Annotated in this window: 25 protein-coding genes; 3 read left to right on the forward strand and 22 right to left on the reverse strand. The window is 40.2% G+C overall.

What is annotated here, in order from left to right; genetic code table 11:
• Positions 1 to 259: 259 nt before the first annotated feature.
• The 17 genes from murC to KH400_RS01375 form a co-directional block, all read right to left on the reverse strand.
• Positions 260 to 1,558, reverse strand: a complete 1,299-nt coding sequence (murC, locus tag KH400_RS01295; protein WP_217221365.1) for a UDP-N-acetylmuramate--L-alanine ligase — start codon at positions 1,556 to 1,558, stop codon at positions 260 to 262.
• Positions 1,559 to 1,813: 255 nt separating this feature from the next.
• Positions 1,814 to 2,494, reverse strand: coding sequence for a hypothetical protein (locus KH400_RS01300; protein ID WP_217221366.1), 681 nt, complete (start codon positions 2,492 to 2,494; stop codon positions 1,814 to 1,816).
• A gap of 51 nt (positions 2,495 to 2,545) precedes the next feature.
• Positions 2,546 to 3,643, reverse strand: coding sequence for a nicotinate phosphoribosyltransferase (locus KH400_RS01305; RefSeq protein WP_217221556.1), 1,098 nt, complete (start codon positions 3,641 to 3,643; stop codon positions 2,546 to 2,548).
• Between the two features lie 99 nt (positions 3,644 to 3,742).
• The gene (locus KH400_RS01310) at positions 3,743 to 3,931 is read right to left on the reverse strand and encodes a hypothetical protein (RefSeq protein WP_217221367.1); all 189 of its coding nucleotides are present in this window, start codon (positions 3,929 to 3,931) and stop codon (positions 3,743 to 3,745) included.
• Between the two features lie 194 nt (positions 3,932 to 4,125).
• Positions 4,126 to 7,155 (reverse strand): DNA translocase FtsK, encoded by a 3,030-nt coding sequence (locus tag KH400_RS01315; RefSeq protein WP_246589116.1) that lies wholly within the window; start codon positions 7,153 to 7,155, stop codon positions 4,126 to 4,128.
• Between the two features lie 93 nt (positions 7,156 to 7,248).
• Positions 7,249 to 7,860 (reverse strand): YtpR family tRNA-binding protein, encoded by a 612-nt coding sequence (gene ytpR / locus KH400_RS01320; protein WP_217221368.1) that lies wholly within the window; start codon positions 7,858 to 7,860, stop codon positions 7,249 to 7,251.
• 87 nt (positions 7,861 to 7,947) lie between these two features.
• Entirely contained in the window at positions 7,948 to 8,748 is an 801-nt protein-coding gene (locus tag KH400_RS01325) for a DUF1444 domain-containing protein (protein ID WP_217221369.1), read from the reverse strand.
• Between the two features lie 156 nt (positions 8,749 to 8,904).
• Positions 8,905 to 9,336: a preQ(1) synthase gene (gene queF, locus KH400_RS01330; RefSeq protein ID WP_217221370.1), complete on the reverse strand. Its 432-nt coding sequence runs from the start codon at positions 9,334 to 9,336 to the stop codon at positions 8,905 to 8,907.
• Positions 9,337 to 9,499: 163 nt separating this feature from the next.
• A complete protein-coding gene (locus KH400_RS01335; RefSeq protein WP_217221371.1) occupies positions 9,500 to 9,820 on the reverse strand; it encodes a thioredoxin family protein in 321 nt (106 codons plus the stop codon).
• A 19-nt stretch (positions 9,821 to 9,839) separates the two neighbouring features.
• Positions 9,840 to 10,847 carry a PTS sugar transporter subunit IIC gene (locus KH400_RS01340; protein WP_217221372.1) on the reverse strand — a complete coding sequence of 336 codons (1,008 nt, stop codon included), beginning with the start codon at positions 10,845 to 10,847 and terminating at the stop codon, positions 9,840 to 9,842.
• 59 nt (positions 10,848 to 10,906) lie between these two features.
• Entirely contained in the window at positions 10,907 to 11,434 is a 528-nt protein-coding gene (locus KH400_RS01345; protein ID WP_217221373.1) for a hypothetical protein, read from the reverse strand.
• A 393-nt stretch (positions 11,435 to 11,827) separates the two neighbouring features.
• On the reverse strand, positions 11,828 to 12,364 hold the full coding sequence (locus KH400_RS01350; RefSeq protein WP_217221374.1) for a DUF84 family protein: 537 nt from the start codon (positions 12,362 to 12,364) through the stop codon (positions 11,828 to 11,830).
• Between the two features lie 18 nt (positions 12,365 to 12,382).
• Positions 12,383 to 13,729: a sensor histidine kinase gene (locus KH400_RS01355; RefSeq protein WP_312888998.1), complete on the reverse strand. Its 1,347-nt coding sequence runs from the start codon at positions 13,727 to 13,729 to the stop codon at positions 12,383 to 12,385.
• A 77-nt stretch (positions 13,730 to 13,806) separates the two neighbouring features.
• Positions 13,807 to 14,499, reverse strand: a complete 693-nt coding sequence (locus tag KH400_RS01360) for a response regulator transcription factor (RefSeq protein WP_217221376.1) — start codon at positions 14,497 to 14,499, stop codon at positions 13,807 to 13,809.
• A 203-nt stretch (positions 14,500 to 14,702) separates the two neighbouring features.
• Positions 14,703 to 15,023 carry a hypothetical protein gene (locus KH400_RS01365; RefSeq protein WP_217221377.1) on the reverse strand — a complete coding sequence of 107 codons (321 nt, stop codon included), beginning with the start codon at positions 15,021 to 15,023 and terminating at the stop codon, positions 14,703 to 14,705.
• Between the two features lie 102 nt (positions 15,024 to 15,125).
• Positions 15,126 to 16,493: a hypothetical protein gene (locus tag KH400_RS01370; RefSeq protein WP_217221378.1), complete on the reverse strand. Its 1,368-nt coding sequence runs from the start codon at positions 16,491 to 16,493 to the stop codon at positions 15,126 to 15,128.
• Between the two features lie 279 nt (positions 16,494 to 16,772).
• Positions 16,773 to 17,846, reverse strand: a complete 1,074-nt coding sequence (locus KH400_RS01375; RefSeq protein ID WP_217221379.1) for a M42 family metallopeptidase — start codon at positions 17,844 to 17,846, stop codon at positions 16,773 to 16,775.
• A 184-nt stretch (positions 17,847 to 18,030) separates the two neighbouring features.
• Between KH400_RS01375 and KH400_RS01380 the strand changes: the two genes are divergently transcribed.
• Complete coding sequence (locus KH400_RS01380) at positions 18,031 to 18,414, forward strand: hypothetical protein (protein ID WP_217221380.1); 384 nt, start codon at positions 18,031 to 18,033, stop codon at positions 18,412 to 18,414.
• Between the two features lie 215 nt (positions 18,415 to 18,629).
• Here the strand turns inward: KH400_RS01380 and queC are convergent, their stop codons facing one another.
• From queC to queD, 3 genes are read right to left on the reverse strand one after another with little or no spacing between them, the layout of a single operon-like run.
• Positions 18,630 to 19,313, reverse strand: coding sequence for a 7-cyano-7-deazaguanine synthase QueC (queC, locus tag KH400_RS01385; protein ID WP_217221381.1), 684 nt, complete (start codon positions 19,311 to 19,313; stop codon positions 18,630 to 18,632).
• Between the two features lie 3 nt (positions 19,314 to 19,316).
• A complete protein-coding gene (locus KH400_RS01390; protein ID WP_217221382.1) occupies positions 19,317 to 20,045 on the reverse strand; it encodes a 7-carboxy-7-deazaguanine synthase QueE in 729 nt (242 codons plus the stop codon).
• Positions 20,038 to 20,514 (reverse strand): 6-carboxytetrahydropterin synthase QueD, encoded by a 477-nt coding sequence (queD, locus tag KH400_RS01395; RefSeq protein WP_217221383.1) that lies wholly within the window; start codon positions 20,512 to 20,514, stop codon positions 20,038 to 20,040. Before queD ends, KH400_RS01390 begins: the two co-directional genes overlap by 8 nt.
• A gap of 186 nt (positions 20,515 to 20,700) precedes the next feature.
• Between queD and KH400_RS01400 the strand changes: the two genes are divergently transcribed.
• Positions 20,701 to 21,009, forward strand: a complete 309-nt coding sequence (locus KH400_RS01400; protein WP_217221384.1) for a PepSY domain-containing protein — start codon at positions 20,701 to 20,703, stop codon at positions 21,007 to 21,009.
• A gap of 177 nt (positions 21,010 to 21,186) precedes the next feature.
• The gene (locus tag KH400_RS01405; RefSeq protein WP_217221385.1) at positions 21,187 to 21,381 is read left to right on the forward strand and encodes a hypothetical protein; all 195 of its coding nucleotides are present in this window, start codon (positions 21,187 to 21,189) and stop codon (positions 21,379 to 21,381) included.
• A gap of 83 nt (positions 21,382 to 21,464) precedes the next feature.
• On the opposite strand, the gene KH400_RS01410 is transcribed toward KH400_RS01405, so the two are convergent.
• A complete protein-coding gene (locus KH400_RS01410) occupies positions 21,465 to 22,322 on the reverse strand; it encodes a YtnP family quorum-quenching lactonase (RefSeq protein ID WP_217221386.1) in 858 nt (285 codons plus the stop codon).
• Positions 22,323 to 22,507: 185 nt separating this feature from the next.
• Positions 22,508 to 22,933: a hypothetical protein gene (locus KH400_RS01415; RefSeq protein WP_217221387.1), complete on the reverse strand. Its 426-nt coding sequence runs from the start codon at positions 22,931 to 22,933 to the stop codon at positions 22,508 to 22,510.
• Positions 22,934 to 23,213: the final 280 nt, after the last annotated feature.

Genomic DNA, 23,213 nt, shown 5'->3' on the forward strand with positions numbered 1-23,213 from the left:
CTCCTCACCAGTGTATTCTCCCTCACCATTCAATCCAAGGCGGTGCGAGTAAGCCTACTTCTCTGATTACCCACCATTGCTGGCGCACTCCGCCCCTTCCCTTCTCTGAATACACTTCTCCTCACCAGTGTATTCTCCCTCACCATTCAATCCAAGGCGGTGCGAGTAAGCCTACTTCTCTGATTACCCACCATTTGCTGGCGCACTCCGCCCCTTTACCACAACCCAAAAAAGAGCTGCCTACGCAGCTCTTCTCTTATTACGTGATCATCTGTTCATAGGCCTGTTGAAACTTCTGAATGTCCCCAGCTCCCATAAATAACAGTACACTATTTGATAACGTTTTTAACTGGTCAACAGATTCAACGGTGATCGTCTTTGCTCCTGGAATTAACTGTTGTAAGTCCTCAATCGTTAAGTTGCCATCATTCTCTCGCGCTGAGCTAAAAATATCACAAAGGTAAACCTGATCAGCCTCTTTTAAACAATCCGCAAATTCCTGTAAAAATGTTTTTGTACGTGTAAACGTATGCGGTTGGAAAATCGCTACAACTTGTTTATCCGGATACTTTTGCTTGGCCGCTTCAATGGTAGCATTAATTTCGGTTGGGTGGTGCGCATAGTCGTCAATTAAGACTTGATCTCCAACCACTTTTTCACTAAAACGACGTTTCACGCCAGCAAATGTGCCTAGATTTTCCTTAATCACATCAGCCGGAACATTTTCATAATGACAAAGCGCAATCACAGCTAAAGCATTTAAGACATTATGCTTTCCGAACCCTGGAATTGTAAATGTTCCATAAAAATTATTACGGACAAACACATCAAAAACAGTGCCATGTTCTTCCACTTTAATATTACGCCCTTGAAAATCATTGTGTTCCTCTAAACCGTAATAAACGACCGGAACATTTGCATGGATTTCTTGTAAAAATTCATCATCTCCACAAGCTATGATTGCTTTTCTCACTTGCATCGCCATATCTTGAAACGCTGCGAAAACATCCTTAACATCTTTAAAATAATCAGGATGGTCGAAATCAATATTAGTCATGATGCAATAATCAGGATTGTAATTTAAAAAGTGGCGTCGGTATTCACAAGCTTCAAAAGCAAAGTATTTGCTATTTTCCTCACCTTTTCCGGTACCGTCTCCAATTAAGTAAGACGTCGGCTCGGCAGCACCTAGAACGTGTGCAAGTAAACCAGTTGTTGATGTTTTTCCATGTGAGCCGGTAATAGCAATGCTTGTAAACTGCCCAATAAATTCACCCAAAAACTGCGGATATCGATTGACTGGAATGTTTTGTTCACGAGCCTTTGCAATCTCTTGATGATCTTCCCCATACGCCGGAGAAGCAATAATCGTTTGTTCAGGCTTAATATTGTTTGCATCAAATGGGAGAATGCCGATCCCCTTTTCTTCAAGCGGCTTTTGCGTAAAGAATGTTTTCTCGACATCTGAACCTTGCACGGTAAATTTCATATCATGCAGGACTTGCGCTAATGCGCTCATACCTGACCCTTTTATGCCAACAAAATGATAAATAGTCATAGAATGGACCTCCATACTCCTTATGGTTTCAATCGTGTCCAAAACGATAGATTACGTATTTTATTCATATGTATCATACACGACTTTGGTATCTTCGTCGCCTTATGTTTCACATTGAATCATTATAACAGAAAAACGGACGTTGACCAATCGAATCTTTAAGCTCATAACGGGTTGCTTTCAACCATTAGTATATGTCTTAATCGAAAGAAAAGACCCGATTATCTAAAAATAATGGGTCCTCTTCTAAGCTAGTTATAACTGCCTTGCATATTGTAAGTATTTGACACCGTGCTCCTTTACGTATAAGCGCCAGCTAATCTCAGAGTTAGTATCGACAACGCGTTCCTTATCCTGCTTCATTTCTGCTAACATGTCCATTGTTTTGTCAGATGGTACTTTCGCATATGGACCGACCATAACATCATCGAAACCAGATCGAACAAGTCGTAGTAATAAAACATCGCCCACTTTGACATCATCAAAAGAAAAAAGCATACTTTTCACCTTAAACGCCTCTGCATTCGCTTGAAACGGATCAGCGATGAGCAACTCCTTATGTGAATCGACTCGTTTTACCATGTACGGTTCAAGCGCCATCATAAATAACAGCCCACTTTGTTGAAGCATTCCTTTTGAAAGATGCTGCCTTTGTTCACGAATGAACATATCAAACATTCTTGAACCAACAACAGTACGATAATCAAAGGCAAACCAGTGCTCAAAATGGACGGTCCAAAAGTCATCACTAACTTGATCAGGTTGCAGTCCAACCATGTGGTGAAAAAGATGCTTCGCTCGTACCTTTTCTCGCAAATTTGTATTCTTCTGCAAATATGAGAAAAAGGATTCATACAACGAAAACAGCTGACGGTCTGCTTCAAGCTGTTTTTCTATTCGTAACTGTCTAAAGTCGACAATGGGCTCATTCTTCACCGTACTCCCCCCTTACTTGTCAACTACATAACATCCGTCTAATATATGTTTCTACTCAACACGTTCTAGACGTGGGTTTTCGCGGTATCGACGGCCAGCTTTGGCTTCATGTTCACCGTTTAACAAGACATTGTCTCCGGTAAAGCCAATATGAATTTTTAATAAACTACTGCCGACACCATAAATATCAACAGGGACATTCAGCTCTTCATATTCGGTAATACGCTCGGCTGTAAATCCACCTGTGGCAATTATTTTGACGTGCTGATAGCCTTCTTTATCAAGCGCTCTTCGAAGAGCAAAGATTAGCTCAGGGCTTACCCCGCGTGGATCAAACGACCCTAGGACTTCTGGATGACGGAAAAAGTATTGATCAACCATCGTCCGAGACGTATCTACTCTTACCCCTGTTAAATCATCACCAAATGCACGCGCTACTTTTAACGAATCGGTAAGGACGTCATTGTTGTAATCAACAAGTGCCGTTAATTCATCCTCTGGGTAGGTCTCTTGATACGCTTTTGTCGCTTCAACGACATCACCTTGGAACAATTGCAATAAGGCATGAGGCATTGTCCCCATTCCCATTTTCCCCCACCATTCGCTCATCGCATGGGTAGCTTGTGCCTTTGAACCACCAATAAAAGCGGAATAGCCATCACCTGCTTGTTGAGTGAAGTGATCATCACGGTCTCCCATAAAGATAATCGGCTTTTGCACGCCTGACTTACGTGCAGCTTTTACGACATTGTATACATTCGTCGCTACAGATGTTCGTCGCGCAAAAATCCCATCAATAATTCCTTCTAAGTAGCCAAAATTTTGATACGGCCCAGTAATGGTTAAGACGGTCTCATACGGCTTTACCTTATCTCCATCCTTTAACGAATGGATTTCTAGTGTTTCCGGGTTCTTTGCGAATGTTTTGATTAGGGCAATAACTTCATCGGTCCCACACAAAACGGCATTCTTTTTTTGAAAAAATTGCATCGTCACGGTGTTGTTCGGACGATACTTTTCAACAATCTCTCTCGTTTTCAAAAAATATACAGCTGAAAACCAACCTTCTCTAATCCGCTCATCAAATTTAAATGTTTGGTTTGTTAGCCGTTTTATTTTCCCTTGTAATTTAAGTTCAATTTCTTTCATCATCAACTATACTCCTTGTACCTATACCAATTACTATTATGTTCATTACTTAGAATGCCCGTGAAAGAATCCGATATCCTTCCACGGGCTACACAACCATTAATGGAGATACGTTTCTTTACCGTTTTCCATAATTACAGCCTCAATGATTTCTTTTACGTCATCTTCCTTCACTTTCGAAAGACCATCTCGCAAAACGATAGGAAAGTCTTGCTCTTTACGTTTTAATAAGGATAAATACCTTGGGGAAATTGACTCGATTAAATGTGCTAATTGAATCGTTTGCATGATAACCACTCCCTAAAATGTAGTGTTTGTTCACTTGCGATTTCAATTGTTTCTGTCAAACTGTCAACTTCTAAATCATTCACCTTATTTAACGCTGAATCATTCATTATACATATGCAATTATATTACTAAGTTATATCATATAAAACCTTACCGGAGAAAACAAGGCTAGAACAAGATTTTCTCTTTAATCTTTAGTCTGTGTGATGTAAGACACGTTCCTCGAACTCATCGACTGTCATTAACACTTGACGTGGTTTGCTCCCCATTGCTTCGGAGACAATTCCTTTTGCTTCCATCATATCAATTAATCGTGCAGCCCGGTTGAAGCCAACACGAAAGCGGCGCTGAACACTAGATGACGATGCTCCACCTTGTTCAATGACGTAATAACAAGCGTCTTCAAACAAGTCATCCTCTTGCTCAATGCTCTTCTGTGCCTTAACTAAATGATCATTATCAAACATGTAACTTGGCTCGCGCTGATCTTTAACAAATTCCATAACCCTGTCTATTTCATCATCACTTACAAAAGTTCCTTGCACGCGTACGGGCTTTGGCGAGCCATTTTCATGAAAGAGCATATCCCCTTTTCCAAGCAATCGCTCTGCTCCACTCATATCGATAATCGTCCTTGAATCGGTTTGAGATGAAACTGAAAAAGCAACTCTTGTTGGCACATTGGCCTTAATTAAACCTGTAATGACATCAACAGACGGACGTTGGGTAGCTAGTAATAAATGAATCCCACAAGCTCTAGCTTTTTGAGCGATCCGACAAATCGCATCCTCAACATCTTGCGGAGAAACCATCATTAAGTCCGCCAACTCATCAATAACAACGACAATATAAGGCATCGCTGGGCCTTCATCCGTCTCTTCAGTAAATAACTCATTATAACGACCAATGTCTCGTACCCCACGCTGAGAGAACAATTCATAACGTCGCTCCATCTCTTCAACAACCCACTTCAACGCCATCGTCGCTTGCTTTGAATCGGTAATCACTGGCGTAACGAGATGTGGCATGTCACGGTAAGGTGCGAGCTCGACCATCTTTGGATCAATTAACAATAGCTTCACTTCATCTGGTGTTGCTTTATACATGAGACTAATCAAAATCGAGTTAATGCAAACACTTTTCCCTGAACCTGTCGCCCCGGCAATTAATCCATGTGGCATTTTTTGAAGGTCAGTGACGATCGGCTCACCAGAAATATCAAGGCCAAGCGCAACCATTAATGGTGATTTACTTTTACGGAATGCTTCCTGGCGGATAATCTCTCGCAGGACAACTGGTGTACTCACCTGATTTGGAATTTCAATCCCGATCGCATTCTTCCCTGGGATCGGTGCTTCCATCCGAATATCCTTTGCGGCTAATGATAGTTTAATATCATCGGTTAAATTGGTGATTTTACTCACCTTCACACCCGGAGCTGGCTGAACTTCAAACCGCGTCACGGATGGGCCTTTCGTTACATGGTTAACACTAGCTTTGACATTAAAGTTTGCTAGTGTTTCTTCAAGTAATTGACTTTGTTCCTCGAGCCATTGTGTATTTTCCTCTTCCTGACGCGGCGGAATCGAGAGCAATTGAATCGATGGGAATTGATAGCTTCCTTGATTCGTTTCCTTCGCTTGGTTTTGCTTCGCTTTATCTTTTGAAAGCATCATCACATTAAAAGGAACAAGCGTCTTTTGCGATCTCGGCTTCTCTTCGGTTTCCTTTCTTTCCGTCAGCACAGCACTTGCTGGCTGAGAGGAATCCGTTTTGTGCTGAGTAACCCTAGCTGTATCGCCCTCTCCTTGGTACTGACCTTCTGATGTCATGGATGGCTCTAGTTGCACACGATCTATAGCTTCTCTTTGATTACGTTCCACTGGTGCTTGCGTTGAGGTTGGTTCCGGTTCAGTTTTCCCTTGCGGTTTAGACTCTGCAACGATTTGTTGATCTTTATCTGAAGGCAACGACGTGTCAGCAACCTCAGACTTACGCTCAAACGGTTCCAAGTGATTGTTTGATTGTCGCTCCTCCTCAGACTCTTCCACTTTCGCACTAGATTCTATTTCTTCTACTCGCTCAATCGATTCCTGTTCCTGAACCACTTCTCCGTGCTTCTGTTCAACTCCCTCGTCTTCCTCTAGCTCCGCTTCACTCCCTATTGAAGCTTGTTCGTTTTCTGCTTGCCATTGAGTTTCAAACGTTGCTTCTAGATTATACTCCTCTGTTAGTAGGTTTTGATCATCCGAGAATGCAGGGATTCGTTCATTTTCTCCCTCATCACGATCAACGTCTAAGTGCAACTCATCAATTTCTGCACTGGCCTGCCCACTTTCTTGCTCGAAGTCAGCCGTTTCTGTAGAAAAAGCTTCAACATTAGCTTCTTGTTCCTCATCTTGCTTATTTACTTCGCTCGACTCATGCGCAAACGGTGCGATAAATGGGTCTTCTTCGTTCATTTCCACTGTAGCTGCGCTTTCAGCTTTCATTTGTTTACTAGGTGCCTCGTGTACAACATCCTCCACTGATTCATCGTCGTTGTGAACCATTTGTTGATCTTCAACAGTATCCGGTTGTTTTTCCTCTCTCTTATGTACGTGTGCTTGCGTTTGCTTTGATTCGTCACCTTCGTGGATCGGTGCGTTTCCATCTTGTTTTGATACCGCAACAAACGGATCATTTTTTAACGGCTTGTCAATTGGATCTGGTTCCTCCACAAATCGACTACGTTGTCTAATACTATTTAAAAACGGGATAATCTTTTCATTTTCCGTTTGTTGAACACCGATGTGATCATTTGGTCCAAGCGACTCATTTTTTTCTCGTGCACCAAAGCCATGAACCGGTGAGGGAATTGAGGAGGGCTTGAAATTCTCATTTGCAAAAATTTGTTTTGATGGCTCGGTTGGTTTGGTTGGTTCAACACGTTCTTGTTCCTCATTCTCCTCGTAAAATTCTTGAGGAGGAGGTGTGCCACCTTTTCGTTCTGTTTGTTTCTCGCGAACGTTTTGGTCATCATCAATCATTGGAAAACGAAAATTCCCTTGCTTCGGATATTGATGAATGACTCGTGGCTCTGATGCACGTTCATCATTCTCAATTCGCCCCAATTTACGCTCTTGTTGTTTTGGTTTAGAGATCTCACGTACCTCTTCTTCATCATATTCATTTCCAAAAAACATACTTTGCAATTTTTTTATCCATTTCGAAACATTTGCCATTTTCATCACCTATTTTCTATCTTAGCAGAGCTAGCTTACAGATAGTAGAGTAGAAAGAACCACTAGTTTCGCTAGTGGTTCTTAGTATCCTTTTTACTTTGCAAAAAAGTCTTCCCCTGGTTGACGTTCGTCATCAAGGACGAGAATTCCTTTTTCTTGTGGGGCATTTTCAAGCTCAAGCTCTTTCGCTGAGCAAATCATCCCTGTAGATTCTACACCACGTAAGCTTGCTTTTTTGATGACCATACCGCTTGGCATCACAGCTCCAACTAAAGCGACAACGACTTTTTGCCCTGCATCAACATTCGGCGCGCCACAAACGATTTGTAAGTTCTCCGCTTCACCCACATTGACCTGGCAAATATTTAACTTATCAGCGTTCGGGTGTTTTTCTTTTTCTTTAACATAACCGACAACAAATTTTGGTGAATTGTCATAGGTTACGGTCTCATTCACATCATTTTTTGCTAGGACATCATTAATGAATTCAACGAGCTCATTTGTTATCTCTATCGTACCATGACCTGAAACATCGCCGTACGTTGAGATGTTAAACAAATTATAACCAACCGTTTTTCCACTATTTTTATCATAAAGACGCGCCACATCACCTGTACGTTTAAAACGTCGCTCTTCTTTATTCACTTCTTCTAATGAAACAAGTAGTGTATCACCAATTCCTGTTTTGTTGTAAAATACGTTCATTGTTTCGACTCCTTATATCTATGCTATTTTTTATTTCCGACGATTATTTTACCATAAATGCTCACTTACTTTTAAACGCTTTTCGTACTATTTCCCTTTCGGCTTTCGTTGCGCAAGGATAAAGATCGGTTCTAATTCACGGTCTTCATATAAAAACGGCAACGCAGTAATTGGCACGCGCCCTTGACTAAAAAATTGAAAGGCAAGCTGTGCTAATACATCATACCCTTGATCATTCTTAATATCAGCAAACACTAATACATCATGATGAGGAACGGCTAAAGCGAGCTGCCCTTCGACACGCTCATTCATTTTAGCGATAAAGGTTTCATTTAAAATCCGACTCGCATCATAACCGTCGTTTGAGCTTAAGAAATAAAACGTATTTCCAGCTACTGTATCTTCTTTTACTTCACAAGGTAATGAGCGGACGTTAAATAACGCCATTTCCTTGACTTTCTCCTCTGTCATCCCTTCGTCTTCGAGCATTTCCTTTGTTATAAGCGTATACGAATCACCGAGGTCCAGCGAGTAATAAATGCGTGTTTCAGCAGTATGTTCCTCAAATAACAGCTCTTTTCCATCCTTTGTTTCAGTCGGGAAAGACGTTGCCCGGATCACTGGGAAGATGTCCTTTTCGTTGCCTTTTAGCTCCGCTTTCTTATCGAATGCACGCAAGGCAGATTCAACATAACGGACCACTTCATCAAGTGCTGCCTCTTTTTGCTGTTCATACTTGGCAGCCAGTGGCTTTAGTGAAAGAGTAACCCCTTTTTTTAGTTCTTTATGTTCAACGCGTAACGTTTCCTCGTCTTTATTAAAAGTCATTTTCCATTCAGGACGATCCAAGCGCTTTTCTAGCAACGCTTTTAAATCTTTTATTTCCATGAGTGCCTTCCTCCTGTACACAAGTCTTTTGTCATTGTAACATGATGGGAATTAAAGCGAAAATGATTGAAACAACGAAAAAGACTGCCCTAGTAAGAAACAATCACCCCTATAACAAACGAGGTGAGTCGTCACTTACCGGACAGCCCACATTTCTTATGCTTCTTCTTTATCTTCTTCACGGTATTCACAAACGACTTCTGTTCCTAGCCCACCGCGAGCATTCCATAGTGCTTCAATCTTTAAGTACTTTGGTTTAATTAAGTTAACAAGATCTTCCATAATACGGTTTGTTGCATGCTCTTGATAAATCCCAACATTTCGGTATGATGTCAAATAATATTTTAATGATTTCATCTCAACTAAATGTTCATTCGGAATAAATGTTAGCTTAATTTCTGCAAAATCAGGAAGACCTGACCATGGACATACTGATGTAAACTCATCCGTAGGGATGACAATCTCAGTATCTTTACCTACATACTCGTAAGGAATCGTTTCGAGAATATCAACTAAAATAACATCCTCACTATCAATATCAAAACGTATGCCCTCATATTTACTATGATTCACTTCTACTTTCGCCATTTTTAGCATCCTTTCATGACGAGCACTATGCTCTAGTTTTTTTTATAGAGGGGAGTTCTCGAACCCTCATTACGATATCATACCAAGAACCCAACTCGATTTAAAGACTGTTTTTAGCGTTATTTTTTTCCGGAATTACAAGTTAGAATCTTTGTGAGATCGTCTATTTCGCCTCAGCTTCCCTGATGAACGCAACAATCTCTTCTTTTGTTTTTCGGTCTTTACTAACGAAGCGGTGCACCTCTTGACCATCGCGGTAAAATATAAAGCTCGGAATGCCAAAGACATCAAGCCGTGAGCATAAATCAATGAACTCGTCGCGATCGGCGTAGAGAAACGTGACCTCAGGAAACACCGCTTCAATCTCAGGTAAAATCGGTTCAATCACACGGCAGTCCGGACACCAATCAGCAGAAAACATCATCACCGTTTGTCCTTCTTTAATCACTTCGTCATACATCGAGATCGATTCTAACGTCTTCACATCATCCACTCCTCAATTACTATTGTTCAATCTTCATATCACCAGGTTTAATCCACTGAAGTTTACGCAACCACTCTGAAAGCAACAAACTAATGATCGCTGGTGCAACAATTTGAAGGATCAGCACGAGAAAAAAGATCTGCCAACTAAAGCCCATCGACGTAAACGTCATGATTTGACCGACAAATCCACTCGTCCCCATTCCCGCACCAGCAGCGTTATTCGTCATTTGAAAACCGACTGTCGCTACTGGAGCTAACATTGCCCCGGCGAGCGTTGGTGGAATTAAAATAAGCGGGTTTTTCATGACATTTCCAACTTGGAGCATAGACGTACCAATCCCTAGTGAAACAAGTCCAGAGACTCCATTCTCACGATAGCTACTCGCTGCAAAACCAACCATTTGCGCTGCACAACCGACTGTAGCAGCACCTGCGGCTAATCCTTCTAACTCAAGCATGATTGCAATCGCTGCACTTGATATCGGTGCCGTTAACGCAAGGCCCATTAATACTGCAACTAAGATACCCATAATAAATGGCTGTTGCTCGGTCGACCACATGATCACCTGGCCAAACCACGTTAGCCCCCGTTCAATCGCTGGTCCAATATATGTCGCAACGAAAAATCCGACAGCGATAGTCACAAATGGTGTCACGAGAATATCAATTTTAGTTTCCTTTGAGACAAGCTTCCCAAACTCAGTCGCTAGCAAGGCCGCTACAAAACTGCCAGCCGGACCACCCAGTTCAGCACCTGCTGCTCCACTAACAACTGCCGCAAAAATGACTAACCGTGGCGCTTTTAAACCATAAGCAACCGCAACACCAATAGCAGGGCCCATAAGCCCCATGGCGAGATCACCCATTTGATAGAACCAGTCTAAGCCAAGCTGTTCACCAATCGTTCGAATAATTAAACCGATAATCAGTGAGGAAAACAACCCAAGCGCCATAAAGCTTAATGCGGTTACAAAATACGTTCGAAAGGAGATCTCGATCCCTTTTTTCTTTAAAAATTCACTCAAACTCTCACCTCTTTTACAACATTGATCTGTGTATTCGTGGTGAAGATTATAGTTGTTGTTTATCTAAGATACCCATATTGTTCATACTTAATAGAATGAAGAATATCAGTCATAATCTCTACACTTTCTTCTAAGTCTTTTACCGCTGTGATGGTTGAGATTTTTGCTCCGCCAAGACCAACGACGGTATTTACTTTCTTTTCATCATCTTCCTCAAGTACTAAAAGATATCCCCTTTTTTCATCACTCTCATACGTTTCAAAGAGAAGGGCTTCGTCTCGGAGCTCGGCATCTCTTTCCATATGAACGGTGCTCGTTAGTGGCTCAACGGGGTTAAAAAACAGCAAAAATACTTGGTTACCTTTTTCTAATAATATGTTATAGGTTGTTTCTTCAGTCATTGTAACCCCTCGCGGGACATACAATGACAATTGCTCCGTCTCTAGATTTGCTTGATTGCTTTCAACTGTAAAGCTTTCGTTAAATACTTGCTCAGATGCAAGCAATGCCTCTTCTTCAGAAACATTACAAGCAACCAAAAACATCATCGACACAGTCATGATGACAACGATCTTTATCCATTTCATCGTTACAATCTCCTCATTCTCTAGCGTAATCATCGATATTTCCTTACTTCCCTATCAGGATGTATTCTTTAAGTGCTGTTGCAACGCCGTCACTAGCAAGTCCAATGCTTCGAAAGTTCAAGAGGCCTAGCTAGTCATACGTGAACAGCGCACGAGCAAGCCAACGAAGCAATTCGACAGTCATTTTACCGGACTTTTTGAACATCCTCTTTAACAACCATTATCTATCATACCTTGAATCTTTTTTGGTTGACAAGACAATTTGACAGTTTTCGACGTCTTTCACAGTTTTTTTATAAATCCACCGTCCAACCTATTGGTATTTGTAGACGCTTGATAAACTACTAACGTAGATACATATATGAGGTTGTATCATTAAAAAAGCAGAGGAATTTAATCCCCTGCCTTTTGCTTGCTCGAATATTCATATTGGCCAAACAACAACTTTACGATATGTCCAAACAGTTCTTGTCTCGTCACATAACCACTTGTAAAGACACCAATAGCCCCTTCTTTTTGGCGAATATCTAATACTGACGTGAACTTCTCCATTACAACTCCTAATTCATCACCAGCTCTTACCTGTTCTGCTATTTGTTCAGGTAATAAAATTTTTGCCCCACTTGCCACAAATGTATTGTTCTCACAGTCAACCAGTGCTCCCCAATTACAAAGCATAAGGCCTTCAGCCGTTTCAACCACTCCTCCCTCTAACCCTATGGAAAGATCTACTTCACCTTTTTCATGACAAGCTCTTGCCCGATTTATCGCACCTTGTCTAGTCTCTTCATCAGAAAATGGCTGATTCGAAACATTAGAAGGAACATCAAACCCGGTAACTGTAATGTTTGGGTCCCTTAGCACTGATGCGACGGCTTTGATCTTAACTTGGTTTTTTGATCCTACTGCGACTGATTTGATATTCCTCATTTAATTCATTGGCCTCCTCTATTCTGTGACACTTGGTAAAGTAATAGAAAATGTTGTTCCTACACCGATCTGACTATGAACAGAAACATTCCCATCATGAAGTTCGATGAGTTCTTTTACGATTGCTAGACCTAGGCCTGTTCCTTTATTTTCTTTTGCACGACCACGGTCTACTTTAAAAAAACGCTCCCAAATATACGGTAAATCGGCTTCTGAAATGCCTATTCCCGTGTCTGAAATAATTAGTTCAATGTTCTCTCCATTTCGTTTTGCCGTTATAGAAATCGAACCTTCATTCGTAAACTTAAGTGCATTTGCTAGAAGGTTGTCAATTACTTGATTTAACCGGCTTGGATCGGCATAAATAAACAATGACTCTTCCTCACTTCGAACCTTAAAACTTAGTCCTTTTTCTTCTACAGCCGTCTGAAACTTTAATAAAACCTTTTCCAATGCATGATTTACATGAACAGTCTCTTTCAGAAGTTTTGTCTCTTGACTCCTTAATTTTATCAAGTCCATCAAATCGTCGACAAGACAGTTTAGGTTCATCGTCTCCTCATACATCACATTATAATATTTTTTTCTTCCTTTTTCTGCAATTAAATCGTCTTGTAATGCCTCAATGAAACCTTGCATGGCTGTTAAAGGTGTTCGAAATTCATGAGAAAAATTTGCTAAAAAATCAGTTCGTATATTTTCAATTCTTTGCCGTTCACCTTCGACTTTATCTAACTTTTCTGACATATGATTTATTGTAGCTGCCAACTCACCAAGCTCATCAGCAGAATCAATCGTAATCCTTTGGTTAAAGTTCCCCATGCCAATTTCAGAAACAGCTCGATTGATTTTCTGTAATGGACGAGAAATTGTCCATGATAAGTAAGAAACAAAAATCGTTGAAATTAAAACTCCAACTAAAATTAGCCATAAAATCGATTCACGGATATTCCCTATAACTTCGTTCATTCCTTTGACAGGCGAATGCAAAACAACACCACCATAAACGGTAGAATCTTTTCCTAAAGGAACAACAACAGAAAGCATTGGTTCCTTCAACCCTTCAAAATCCAATTCATTTACTACTTCCCGACCACTAATAACATTCTTCAGAACAGTACTTGATACAGACTTTCCGATATAGACCTCATCTTCAGTAGATGTAGCAGTGATTTCCCCTTCACTATTAAAAATCCAAATTTCAACATCGAATGATTCATCGTAAAACGCCAACTTTTCCTGCAAGTTTTGATCTATACTTTGATCATGAATGGCTACATTGATCTTTTTCGCTTGGCGTAATAATTCTTCTTGTTTTGTATCAAAAATGTACCCTTTAACAAAATAAGATAATAACAATCCCACTGCCCCAAGCCCAATTAGCACAGTAAAAAGGTAACTAAATAATAGTCGAAGAAATATGCTTTTACTCCAATGGAAGGTCATGTCTCTACCTCAAATTTATATCCAATCCCCCACACGGTTTGAATGAAATTTCTTTTTAATTTCTCGCGTATTTTCTTAACATGAACATCAACTGTACGAATATCACCTATATAATCATATCCCCAAACCTGCTCTAAGAGCTGTTCTCGTGTATAAACACTACCGGGCGATTTTGCCATGTGTACGAGTAAGTCAAATTCCCTTGGACGAAAATTAATAACCTCTCCTCGAACTAATACTTCCCGACGATTAATATCAATCTTTAATTCTCCAAATTCATAGGTGAAAGCTTTAGTATCACGACTATTTTTACTGCTTTCTGCAACCGAGTCCATTCGTCGAAAAATGGCTTTAATACGAGCAACTAATTCTCTTGGACTAAAGGGTTTCGTAACATAATCGTCAGCACCGAGCTCTAACCCTAATATGCGATCAAATTCTTCTGTTTTAGCAGTTAGCATGATAATTGGTACATTCGAGTGCTTACGAACTTCTCGACATACATCATAACCGTCCAATTCCGGCATCATAATATCCAAGATTAATAAATCCGGAGATTCGCTATCAACTAAACTTACGGCTGCTTTCCCATTAGGAGCTTCAATTAATTCTATATTTTGTTCCTCAAAATAAATCCGAATAATTTCACGAACATTAACATCATCATCCGCGATGAGTACTTTGGACATGAAGTTCACTCCTTTAAAGATCTGTGTCAGCCATAACTTTCGATAATACGTGCCGACTTTTGGGGTATTTTATTATTACAAGTCGATAACATATTCATTACAACTAGATTCTAAAAAAGAAAGAAGTTATCTCAAGTGGTTTAACTAACCTCTTAAGACAACTTCAACATACGATTCAAATGAATTGTTCCACCGTGCATTTCCTAGTAGGAATACACACGCTCCCTAACGTCAATATGTAGGGTTAATCCGCTTGTATATTCTAAGCCAAATGAAAAAATCACACCATTATACTCCTCATCACTAGTTACAGGTTTCACTCCCATATGTAAGTCATCTTGCAACGGTAACGAACATTGTTCCTCACCATTAACCGACTCCATGTAAATCATGTTATTTTTTATATCTTTAATTTTCATTTTATTAAGTAACACATTGACACAGAAACCTTCTGGGGATAATAAAGTAATAAATAGGTCTCTGCCCTGAAATTGATCGAGTAATGTTATTAAATGGTTAACCATAGTTCCTCCCACTGTTTGTTACGCCCATTCATTATTCGTAAAAACAGGAATCCAGAAAGGATTCCTGCTCTTTACCTAAATGTTTGATTCATAATTTAGCGCTTATTTTAAAAAGGAAATGAAGTTCTGATAAGCAGAACGAACTTTATCGTAATATCCAACTAAATTATCCATAAGTTTTATTGAGGATCTATTTTCTACCTGACTTTCAGTAGTAACTTCTGCCAAATCATCGCTTAGAGCGCCATCACCCTTAACCTCAGTTTCAGAATCCACTTCTAATTCAGCTTGATCGCCATCAGTAGATAAATCATCGTTATTAACTGTATCTTCAATTACTTCTTCAGTTTCATCTGTTACTTCTGTTGATTCGTCGATGACTTCTTCTGTTGTTTCTGCAGCTTCATCCGTTACTTCTGGTGCTTCGTCGATAACTTCTTCTGTTGTTTCTGCAACTTCATCCATTGCTTCTGTTGCTTCGTCAACTTCTTCTTCTGTTGTTTCTGCAGCTTCATCCGTTACTTCTGGTGCTTCGTCGATAACTTCTTCTGTTGTTTCTGTTGCTTCATCCGTTACTTCTGGTGTTTCGTCGATAACTTCTTCTGTTGTTTCTGCAACTTCATCCGTTACTTCTGGTGTTTCGTCGATAACTTCTTCCTCACTTGCTTCGTCATCCAAAATTTCGTCAATCAAATCAAGGTTTTCAAAGTAGTTCGTAATATAAAGCTGTTGGAAGCTAATTAATTTCTCATAGTCATCAAAGATTGACTGATATCTATCAAATACTATGTCATTGCTCTCTTCTGCACCTTCAGTGGTTTCGTCTTCACCTTCTGTGCCTTCTTCTACATCTTCAGTGGTTTCGTCTTCATCTTCTGCGCTTTCTTCTACACCTTCAGTAGCTTCGTCTTCATCTTCTGCGCTTTCTTCTACACCTTCAGTGGCTTCGTCTTCATCTTCTGCGCTTTCTTCTACACCTTCAGTAGCTTCGTCTTCATCTTCTGCGCTTTCTTCTACACCTTCAGTGGCTTCGTCTTCATCTTCTGCGCTTTCTTCTACACCTTCAGTAGCTTCGTCTTCATCTTCTGCGCTTTCTTCTACACCTTCAGTGGCTTCGTCTTCATCTTCTGCGCTTTCTTCTACACCTTCAGCACCTTCTTCTCCATCTTCAGTGGCTTCATCTTCATCTTCGGTGGCTTCATCTTCACCTTGATCAAGAAAATGATAATTTCCTTGTGCGACTTCTCTCATTATTTTTCCTTTTCCAGGTGAGCCTTCAATTGATGTAGCTACTTCAGAAACGATATCGCCATGATTCTTAGCCTGAACTTCTAATTCATCAGCTGATACTGGTGCTCCTGCAGCTAAAAACGTGCTTGCCAACATTGATGTTGATAAAACTAAAGGGAATATTTTTTTTGATGATTTAATATGATCTGTTTTTGCATTCATTTCTTTTTTAATAACCATTTTTCTCCTCCTACGTTTTCCAAAGATATTTTTCCTATTTAATCAGCATTAGATGTTTAATCTATTAGGTGTTTAAAATTCAAACCCCCTTTTTACTGATGTAAAGCAGCTCTCTTAACTCTGCTATCGTATACTCTAGAGGAAAAATGTAACCAAACTATTATCTAAGTAATAAAAAACTATTATCATTTTATGACCATCGTTAATTTGATTTTCTCCAAATAAAAAAGGGCTGCTAAGATTCTTAAAATCTCAGCAGCCCAAAGAATTAACGACTTCTTAACCATTTTTCAAAATACTATCTACAGCTGTTCGGTCTGTTGTCTTCACTAGCTTCTTTAACAGCTCTTTCGCTGCCGCGTAATCATCGACATGAACCATCGAGGCTGATGTATGAATGTAACGTGAGCAGATACCAATGACCGCAGAAGGAACACCGTTTCCTGTCGTGTGGACACGTCCAGCATCCGTGCCACCTTGGGAAATGAAATATTGATACGGGATATCATTCGTTTCCGCTGTATCTAAGACAAAATCGCGCATGCCACGGTGTGTCACCATCGTACGATCAAAAATGCGCAATAATGCTCCCTTTCCTAGCTGACCAAATGCATCCTTATCACCTGTTGCATCATTTGCTGGGCTGGCATCTAGCGCATAGAAGATATCCGGCTCAATCAGGTTCGCAGCCGTTTGGGCACCGCGTAATCCAACTTCCTCTTGAACAGTTGCACCTGAATATAAAAGGTTAGGAACGGTTTCATCTCTTAACTCTTTTAACAGCTCGATCGCAAGTCCAACACCATAACGGTTATCCCACGCCTTTGCCAAAATTTTCTTTTCATTTGCCATCGGAGTAAACGGGCAAATCGGAACAATTTGCTGGCCTGGCTTAATCCCGATCTTAATAGCATTATCCTTGTCATCAGCTCCGATATCAATGAACATATTTTTAATGTCCATCGGCTTTTTCCGTTGTGAATCTTCTAGTAAGTGTGGTGGTGTTGAACCAACGACACCAATGACTGGACCGTTATCGGTCATAATTTGAAAGCGTTGCGCAAGCAGCACTTGGCTCCACCATCCGCCAAGCGTTTGAAAACGAATCATCCCTTTTTCAGTAATCGACGTTACCATCAAACCAACTTCATCCATGTGACCGGCAACCATCACTTTTGGCCCTTGCTCGTCACCACGCTTCACACCAAAAAGACTACCTAAGCGATCTTGAACGATTTCATCTGTATACTTTTCTATTTCTCCGCGAACAAAACGACGAACATCATGTTCAAACCCAGGTGCCCCTTGTAATTCGGTTAGCGTTTTAAACAGCTGCAATGTCTCTTGATTCATCGCCGACTCCTTTCATCTTACAAAATCGTATGTACTTACATTCTATTGTACAAAAAGAAACCGCTTTTTTCCAGTTAGGTACCCTCCAATTACCAATATTGCCCACATACTGTCACTACCGATTCAGATTGAATATTAGCAATTAGTAGGACATACGTTTAACTAACGAAAGGAGGGGGTTATTGTGAAGAAAAGGATTATCGGCATAAGTTTTTTGATGGTCGCTACATTTGTGATCGGTTTGATGATTGCTCTTCCTCAAGCTGAGGAACACCTCTCTTCAACGACTGATGAAGATATTGACCTACTAGAAGCTAACCAAGAAATGACGGTGATTACCATGGCCATTATCGAAGAATTAGAAGAATATGAAACCATCGGTGATATTAAAATAGACTATCTAGAGGCGATAACAATTGAGACAGAAATCGATCGCACAGAACCAAATGCGAAACACCTTTCAGAAGAGATAACAAAATCAATTGACCTCTTACAATTAAATAAACGTCATAGCTTAGAAGCGTATGAAGTGACAATCGTTGATAAAAATGGAGATCCACTCGATTAGGCAAGTTCTAGTTGACGCGGAATGAGGATCCACACTTCATTTACGAAAGTTCGAGTTTCATTATAATCTGTTTTGTTCAATTCCTATCATTTATTACATGGGTATAAAAAAGAGGCTATCCTAAAAGGTTGATATCAACCTTTTAGGGTAGCCTGCTACTTATTTGTAAATCTTTCCACCAAAACAAAAGCGTAAGACTGCGCTCGCAGATAAATTTACCAGTCAATTTCAACCGCGTAGTCTATTGGGTCAATTGCTCCTGCTTCTTTAAACCCTTTGATCCGTAATTGACAGCTATCACACTCGCCGCAAGCGGTCTCTTCTCCATTATAACAAGACGTCGTTAGCTGATACGGTACACCTAAACGTAATCCCTCTTCTACCGTTTCGCGTTTAGTTAGGTGAATGAGTGGCGTTTCGATCTGTAATTTTCCACCCGTGGCTCCTTGTTTCGTCGCTAAATTAACGGTTTGATTCATGCTTTCAATGAATTCAGGACGACAATCAGGATAACCGCTAAAGTCGACTGCACTAACCCCGATATAAATGGCCTCTGCACCAATAACCTCAGCATATGCACTTGCTAGCGAAAGAAAAATCATATTACGAGCAGGAACATACGTTGACGGAATTTCACCTTCCGCCGCTTCTGTTGGTACATCGATGGAAGAATCGGTCAAAGCACTGCCACCGATTTGATTCAAAAAGCTAATATCAACAAGACGATGCTCGTTCACATTGTAATAGTCAGCAACTTTCTTGGCTTGTTCGACTTCACGATCATGACGCTGTCCGTACTGAAACGTGACCGGATACAGTTCATATCCTTTTTCTTTAGCAATTCCCATACAAGTTGTGCTGTCTAATCCACCACTTAATACAATTACTGCTTTTTTCATCGTTTACACTCCTCTTGCATCTGGATCCCAAATGACTTTGTGCAATTGTAGACTCACTTTAACATCAGCTAATTGATGATCAAGTACTTTTTTGACGAGTTCAGCTGGAGGCATTGTCTCCCACACAGGACTCACTAGTACTTGCCCTTTGTTGTGATACGTGTTTACGACTTCGACAGTCTTTTCAAAGTCATCGTCTGAAGCAATCACGAACTTAATTTCATCTTTTGAAGATAATTGCTCAAAATTACTGTGGATCATCCGTTCATTCTCACCTGAATCAGGCAATTTATAATCAATCACAAAACGAACCTTTGATCTTAATTGCTCGTATTCCTCACGCATCTTTTCAAATGGTTCAAGGTCAATCGCCCCATTGGTTTCAACATGGATATCAACAATGTCATCAATGTCAGCCATTGCCTTTAGTAATGCCGCAGATTTTTCCTTATGAATCAGTGGCTCTCCACCGGTAAAACAAATTCGTTTACTAGCGTAACCTTTGATTCGTTCGACGATCTCTCTAATCGTTGCTTCAAAAGCTGGTTTTGCCGGTGCATAACTGTATGGTGTATCACACCACGTACAGCGAAGGTTGCAGTGGAAAACACGGACAAAAACGGTAGGGAAACCAGCCATACTACCTTCCCCTTCAACCGTCTCGAAAATCTCGACCATCGGCACGCTCCACTCTAGGTACGTATTGTCATCAGGCAGCGTCCATCTACTCATCGTCTTCCATCCATTCTCGCTTTAATACTGCTGAGCTTGTTGGTGTTTCATATAAAACGAGCTCCTCTAGACGATGCCCTCTTTGTTTTAATCCTTCTTCGTGTAAGCGAGCATCTAACTGCTCCCAAATCCAGACAATCATATTTTCAGCCGTTGTATTCATATTCGGCAAAACTTCATTTAAATAGCGATGATCAAGCTTTGCCTTTATCGTTTCATTATAAATTCGTTTTATATCCCCGAAATCAACCGAGATGCCAACATCGTTGACATAGCCACTAACCGTGATTACTAACTTATACGTGTGACCATGTAAATTTTTACATTTCCCATCATAGCAATGAAGATGATGCGCCGCGTCAAACGTAAATTCTTTCGTGATCCCAACACGTTTTGAATGGTATTTCAATTCGCTACGCTGAATATCTTCACCTAACGTCTCTACCTTCTTCGGAATTTGAAATTCCATCTCATATCACACTCCCTAGTTTTGTTTTCTGAGGGGAGGGAATTACGAACCCTCAAAATAACTAATTAATCATAACAAATTTATTGACTTTGCAAAAGGGAAAGGTTTGGAAAAAGTCCTTAGATTCGCTATAATTTATTAAGATAGATGCAACCTATTATTTTCGATTGGAAAGGCGGTAAAATCATGAGCATGAGAAAATTAGCAATCGGAGTAGGGATTGGCCTAGCTGCAGGATTATTGATTCGTTCTAACATGCCTACATCAGAAAACCTTACCCCAGAAAAAGCACTAAAACTAGCTAAGAAAACCCTAGCTAATAATGTCAACATTACTGGTTCTTGGATTCATATGATCCCAGAAAGTCTCGAAAAGAATAACCTCAACTACACCGTCTATCGCGGCGGCATTACAACTTCCGACCAAGATGATACACTTCAGTATGACTTTCTCGTTGATGCAAAAACAGGTACCATTTTAGAATTGGAATCGTAATAATTTCTTCATCTAAAAAGTGGCTGTCCCATCAGTAACTGCGCTCCTTCGTTCGGCTAATGCGGTTACTTGATATAGGGATCAGCCACTTTTTTTATCTAGTTGTAGCATGAACTCTTATTTATGAAACATCCTTTATCAACTTGAATACATATGATGTAAAAAGGAGTGATTGCTTTGCATCTATTTCCTCTCCTCTACTTATCTTGTATCATCGCAGGGTTTGCCCTAGTAAGAGTCCCATTAACAGGTACTTTTCAGCCTTTATCACCGTTAGCAGATATCGTAGGTGTGCTTACAATCTTATTATTTTCCTGTGTGATTATTTACAATGGGATCGTTGCTCTTATTGGCAGAGGAAGAAAATTATAAGCAGCCGTCTCATTAATAACAGCCCTTTTCAATATGAAAAAAACGTATGAGACCAGGTAGGTACCATACGTTTTTTCATTCTCTTAATCAGCATAAACTCTCTGCTTTCGTTCGACTTCCTCGATAACTTCTCCACGTTCATTCCATTTCAGTGCACGGTATTTATAGTCATGATAAAAAATAAACCACGCTTGATTATTTAAGCCAACGTCCATCCACTTCTGCTTCGCTTCAATCGAGTCCATTGGATAATCATCGTACGCTAGCACCCATAAAACATTATTATGGGCATGTGTTGGCATAATGTCCGCCATATGAATCAACATTTCTCCGTCTCGTTCAATAACAATAATCGAATGCCCGTCACTATGACCACCGGTATGAATCATCCTAACCCCTGGCACAACTTCAAGTTCACCTGTAAACGTTTTCACTTTTGATTCAATTGGTTTCCAATTTTGCTCCCAATATGTATTGCGTGAGCGAATATTAGGGTTTCTCATTTCCTCCCATTCGATATCAGACACATAAATGGTCGCATTCTCAAATGTCGGTACGAGCATGTCCCCATCAAATTTTGCTAGTCCAGTTGCATGATCAAAATGAAGATGGGTCATTAAGACGAGATCAATGTCAGCCGTCGTTAGCCCTAATTGCTGAAGCTCTTCTTCAACAAACGATTCTTCTTGAATCCCATAATTTCGTTTTTGTTTATCTGTAAAACGTCCATTCCCAATTCCAGCTTCAATCAAAATGTTCTTCCCATCACATTGAATCAAGAGTGGATCCGTACGCAATTCAATTTGATTATTCTCGTTGTGCGGATATTTTTTGCTCCAAAGTGGTTTAGGCACAACACCAAACATCGCACCCCCATCCATATGCGTGACGCCTCCATTGAGCCAAGTAATTTTCAAATCACCAATCGTTACTGTCTCCATCCCTTTCATCCCCTTCCTTACGATAAACATAAAAATATTCTGTCTATTTATTTTAGCACAGCCTAACCATTAACTACAAAACAAATCTGAGCGAGCGATCACTCAACTCCTTCATTTAATGATCATATGCAGATGGGAGGTGCTGCTAATCTATCTCGAGAAGAACGTCTCTCTTATGTAGTACGCTATTCTTTGAACGCTTCCCTTGGAATTTCTTTTAAAAATTCATTTATCTGATTCACATCCGTTGTTCGTAATATAATGCCTTCATGATCTAAAACAATAAATGTAGGAAATTCGTTTATATCCAATCCATTAATGTACTCTCCAGCACTTTCCTTTTGTTTGAAAGATATATGTCTTAGATCAGCTTTTGAATAATCAATTGTATGGTAGGCTTCAAACTCATTTTTTAATTCATCATCAATATCTGCTTCTTCCCAATTTTCAGTAGGAAATGATGTCCAAAATGTATATAAATGATATTGATCTTCTCGTTCTGCCTTCATCTCACTTAACACTCTATTTTTGTTCATCTCATCTAAATTATCTCCAAAAGAACATCCGGTTCCTATCACTATGAAAGCAACCATTAAAATAATAAGTCTCAACTTTTCCTCCTCCTATAATTACTATTTACACGAAGTATACATTACATCAATAAAAGTTGCGAAATTCCCCAAATAACAATTGACGACGTCGTAGAGGACAAGGTTCCCTCGAGCGAATCGACCTACCCCTCTCTCGAACCACGAAACTTGCACCACCCCATGAGTGGGCACCTCACCCTTTTATTAACCACTACTCCATTCGTGCCCCCCTCTAAAAAAAACAGAAGTCCACTCATGCTAGCGAGACCCCAAACGGTGGTAACCGTTTGCGGCGACGTTC

The sequence above is a fragment of the Desertibacillus haloalkaliphilus genome (assembly GCF_019039105.1).
Lineage (GTDB): Bacteria > Bacillota > Bacilli > Bacillales > KJ1-10-99 > Desertibacillus > Desertibacillus haloalkaliphilus.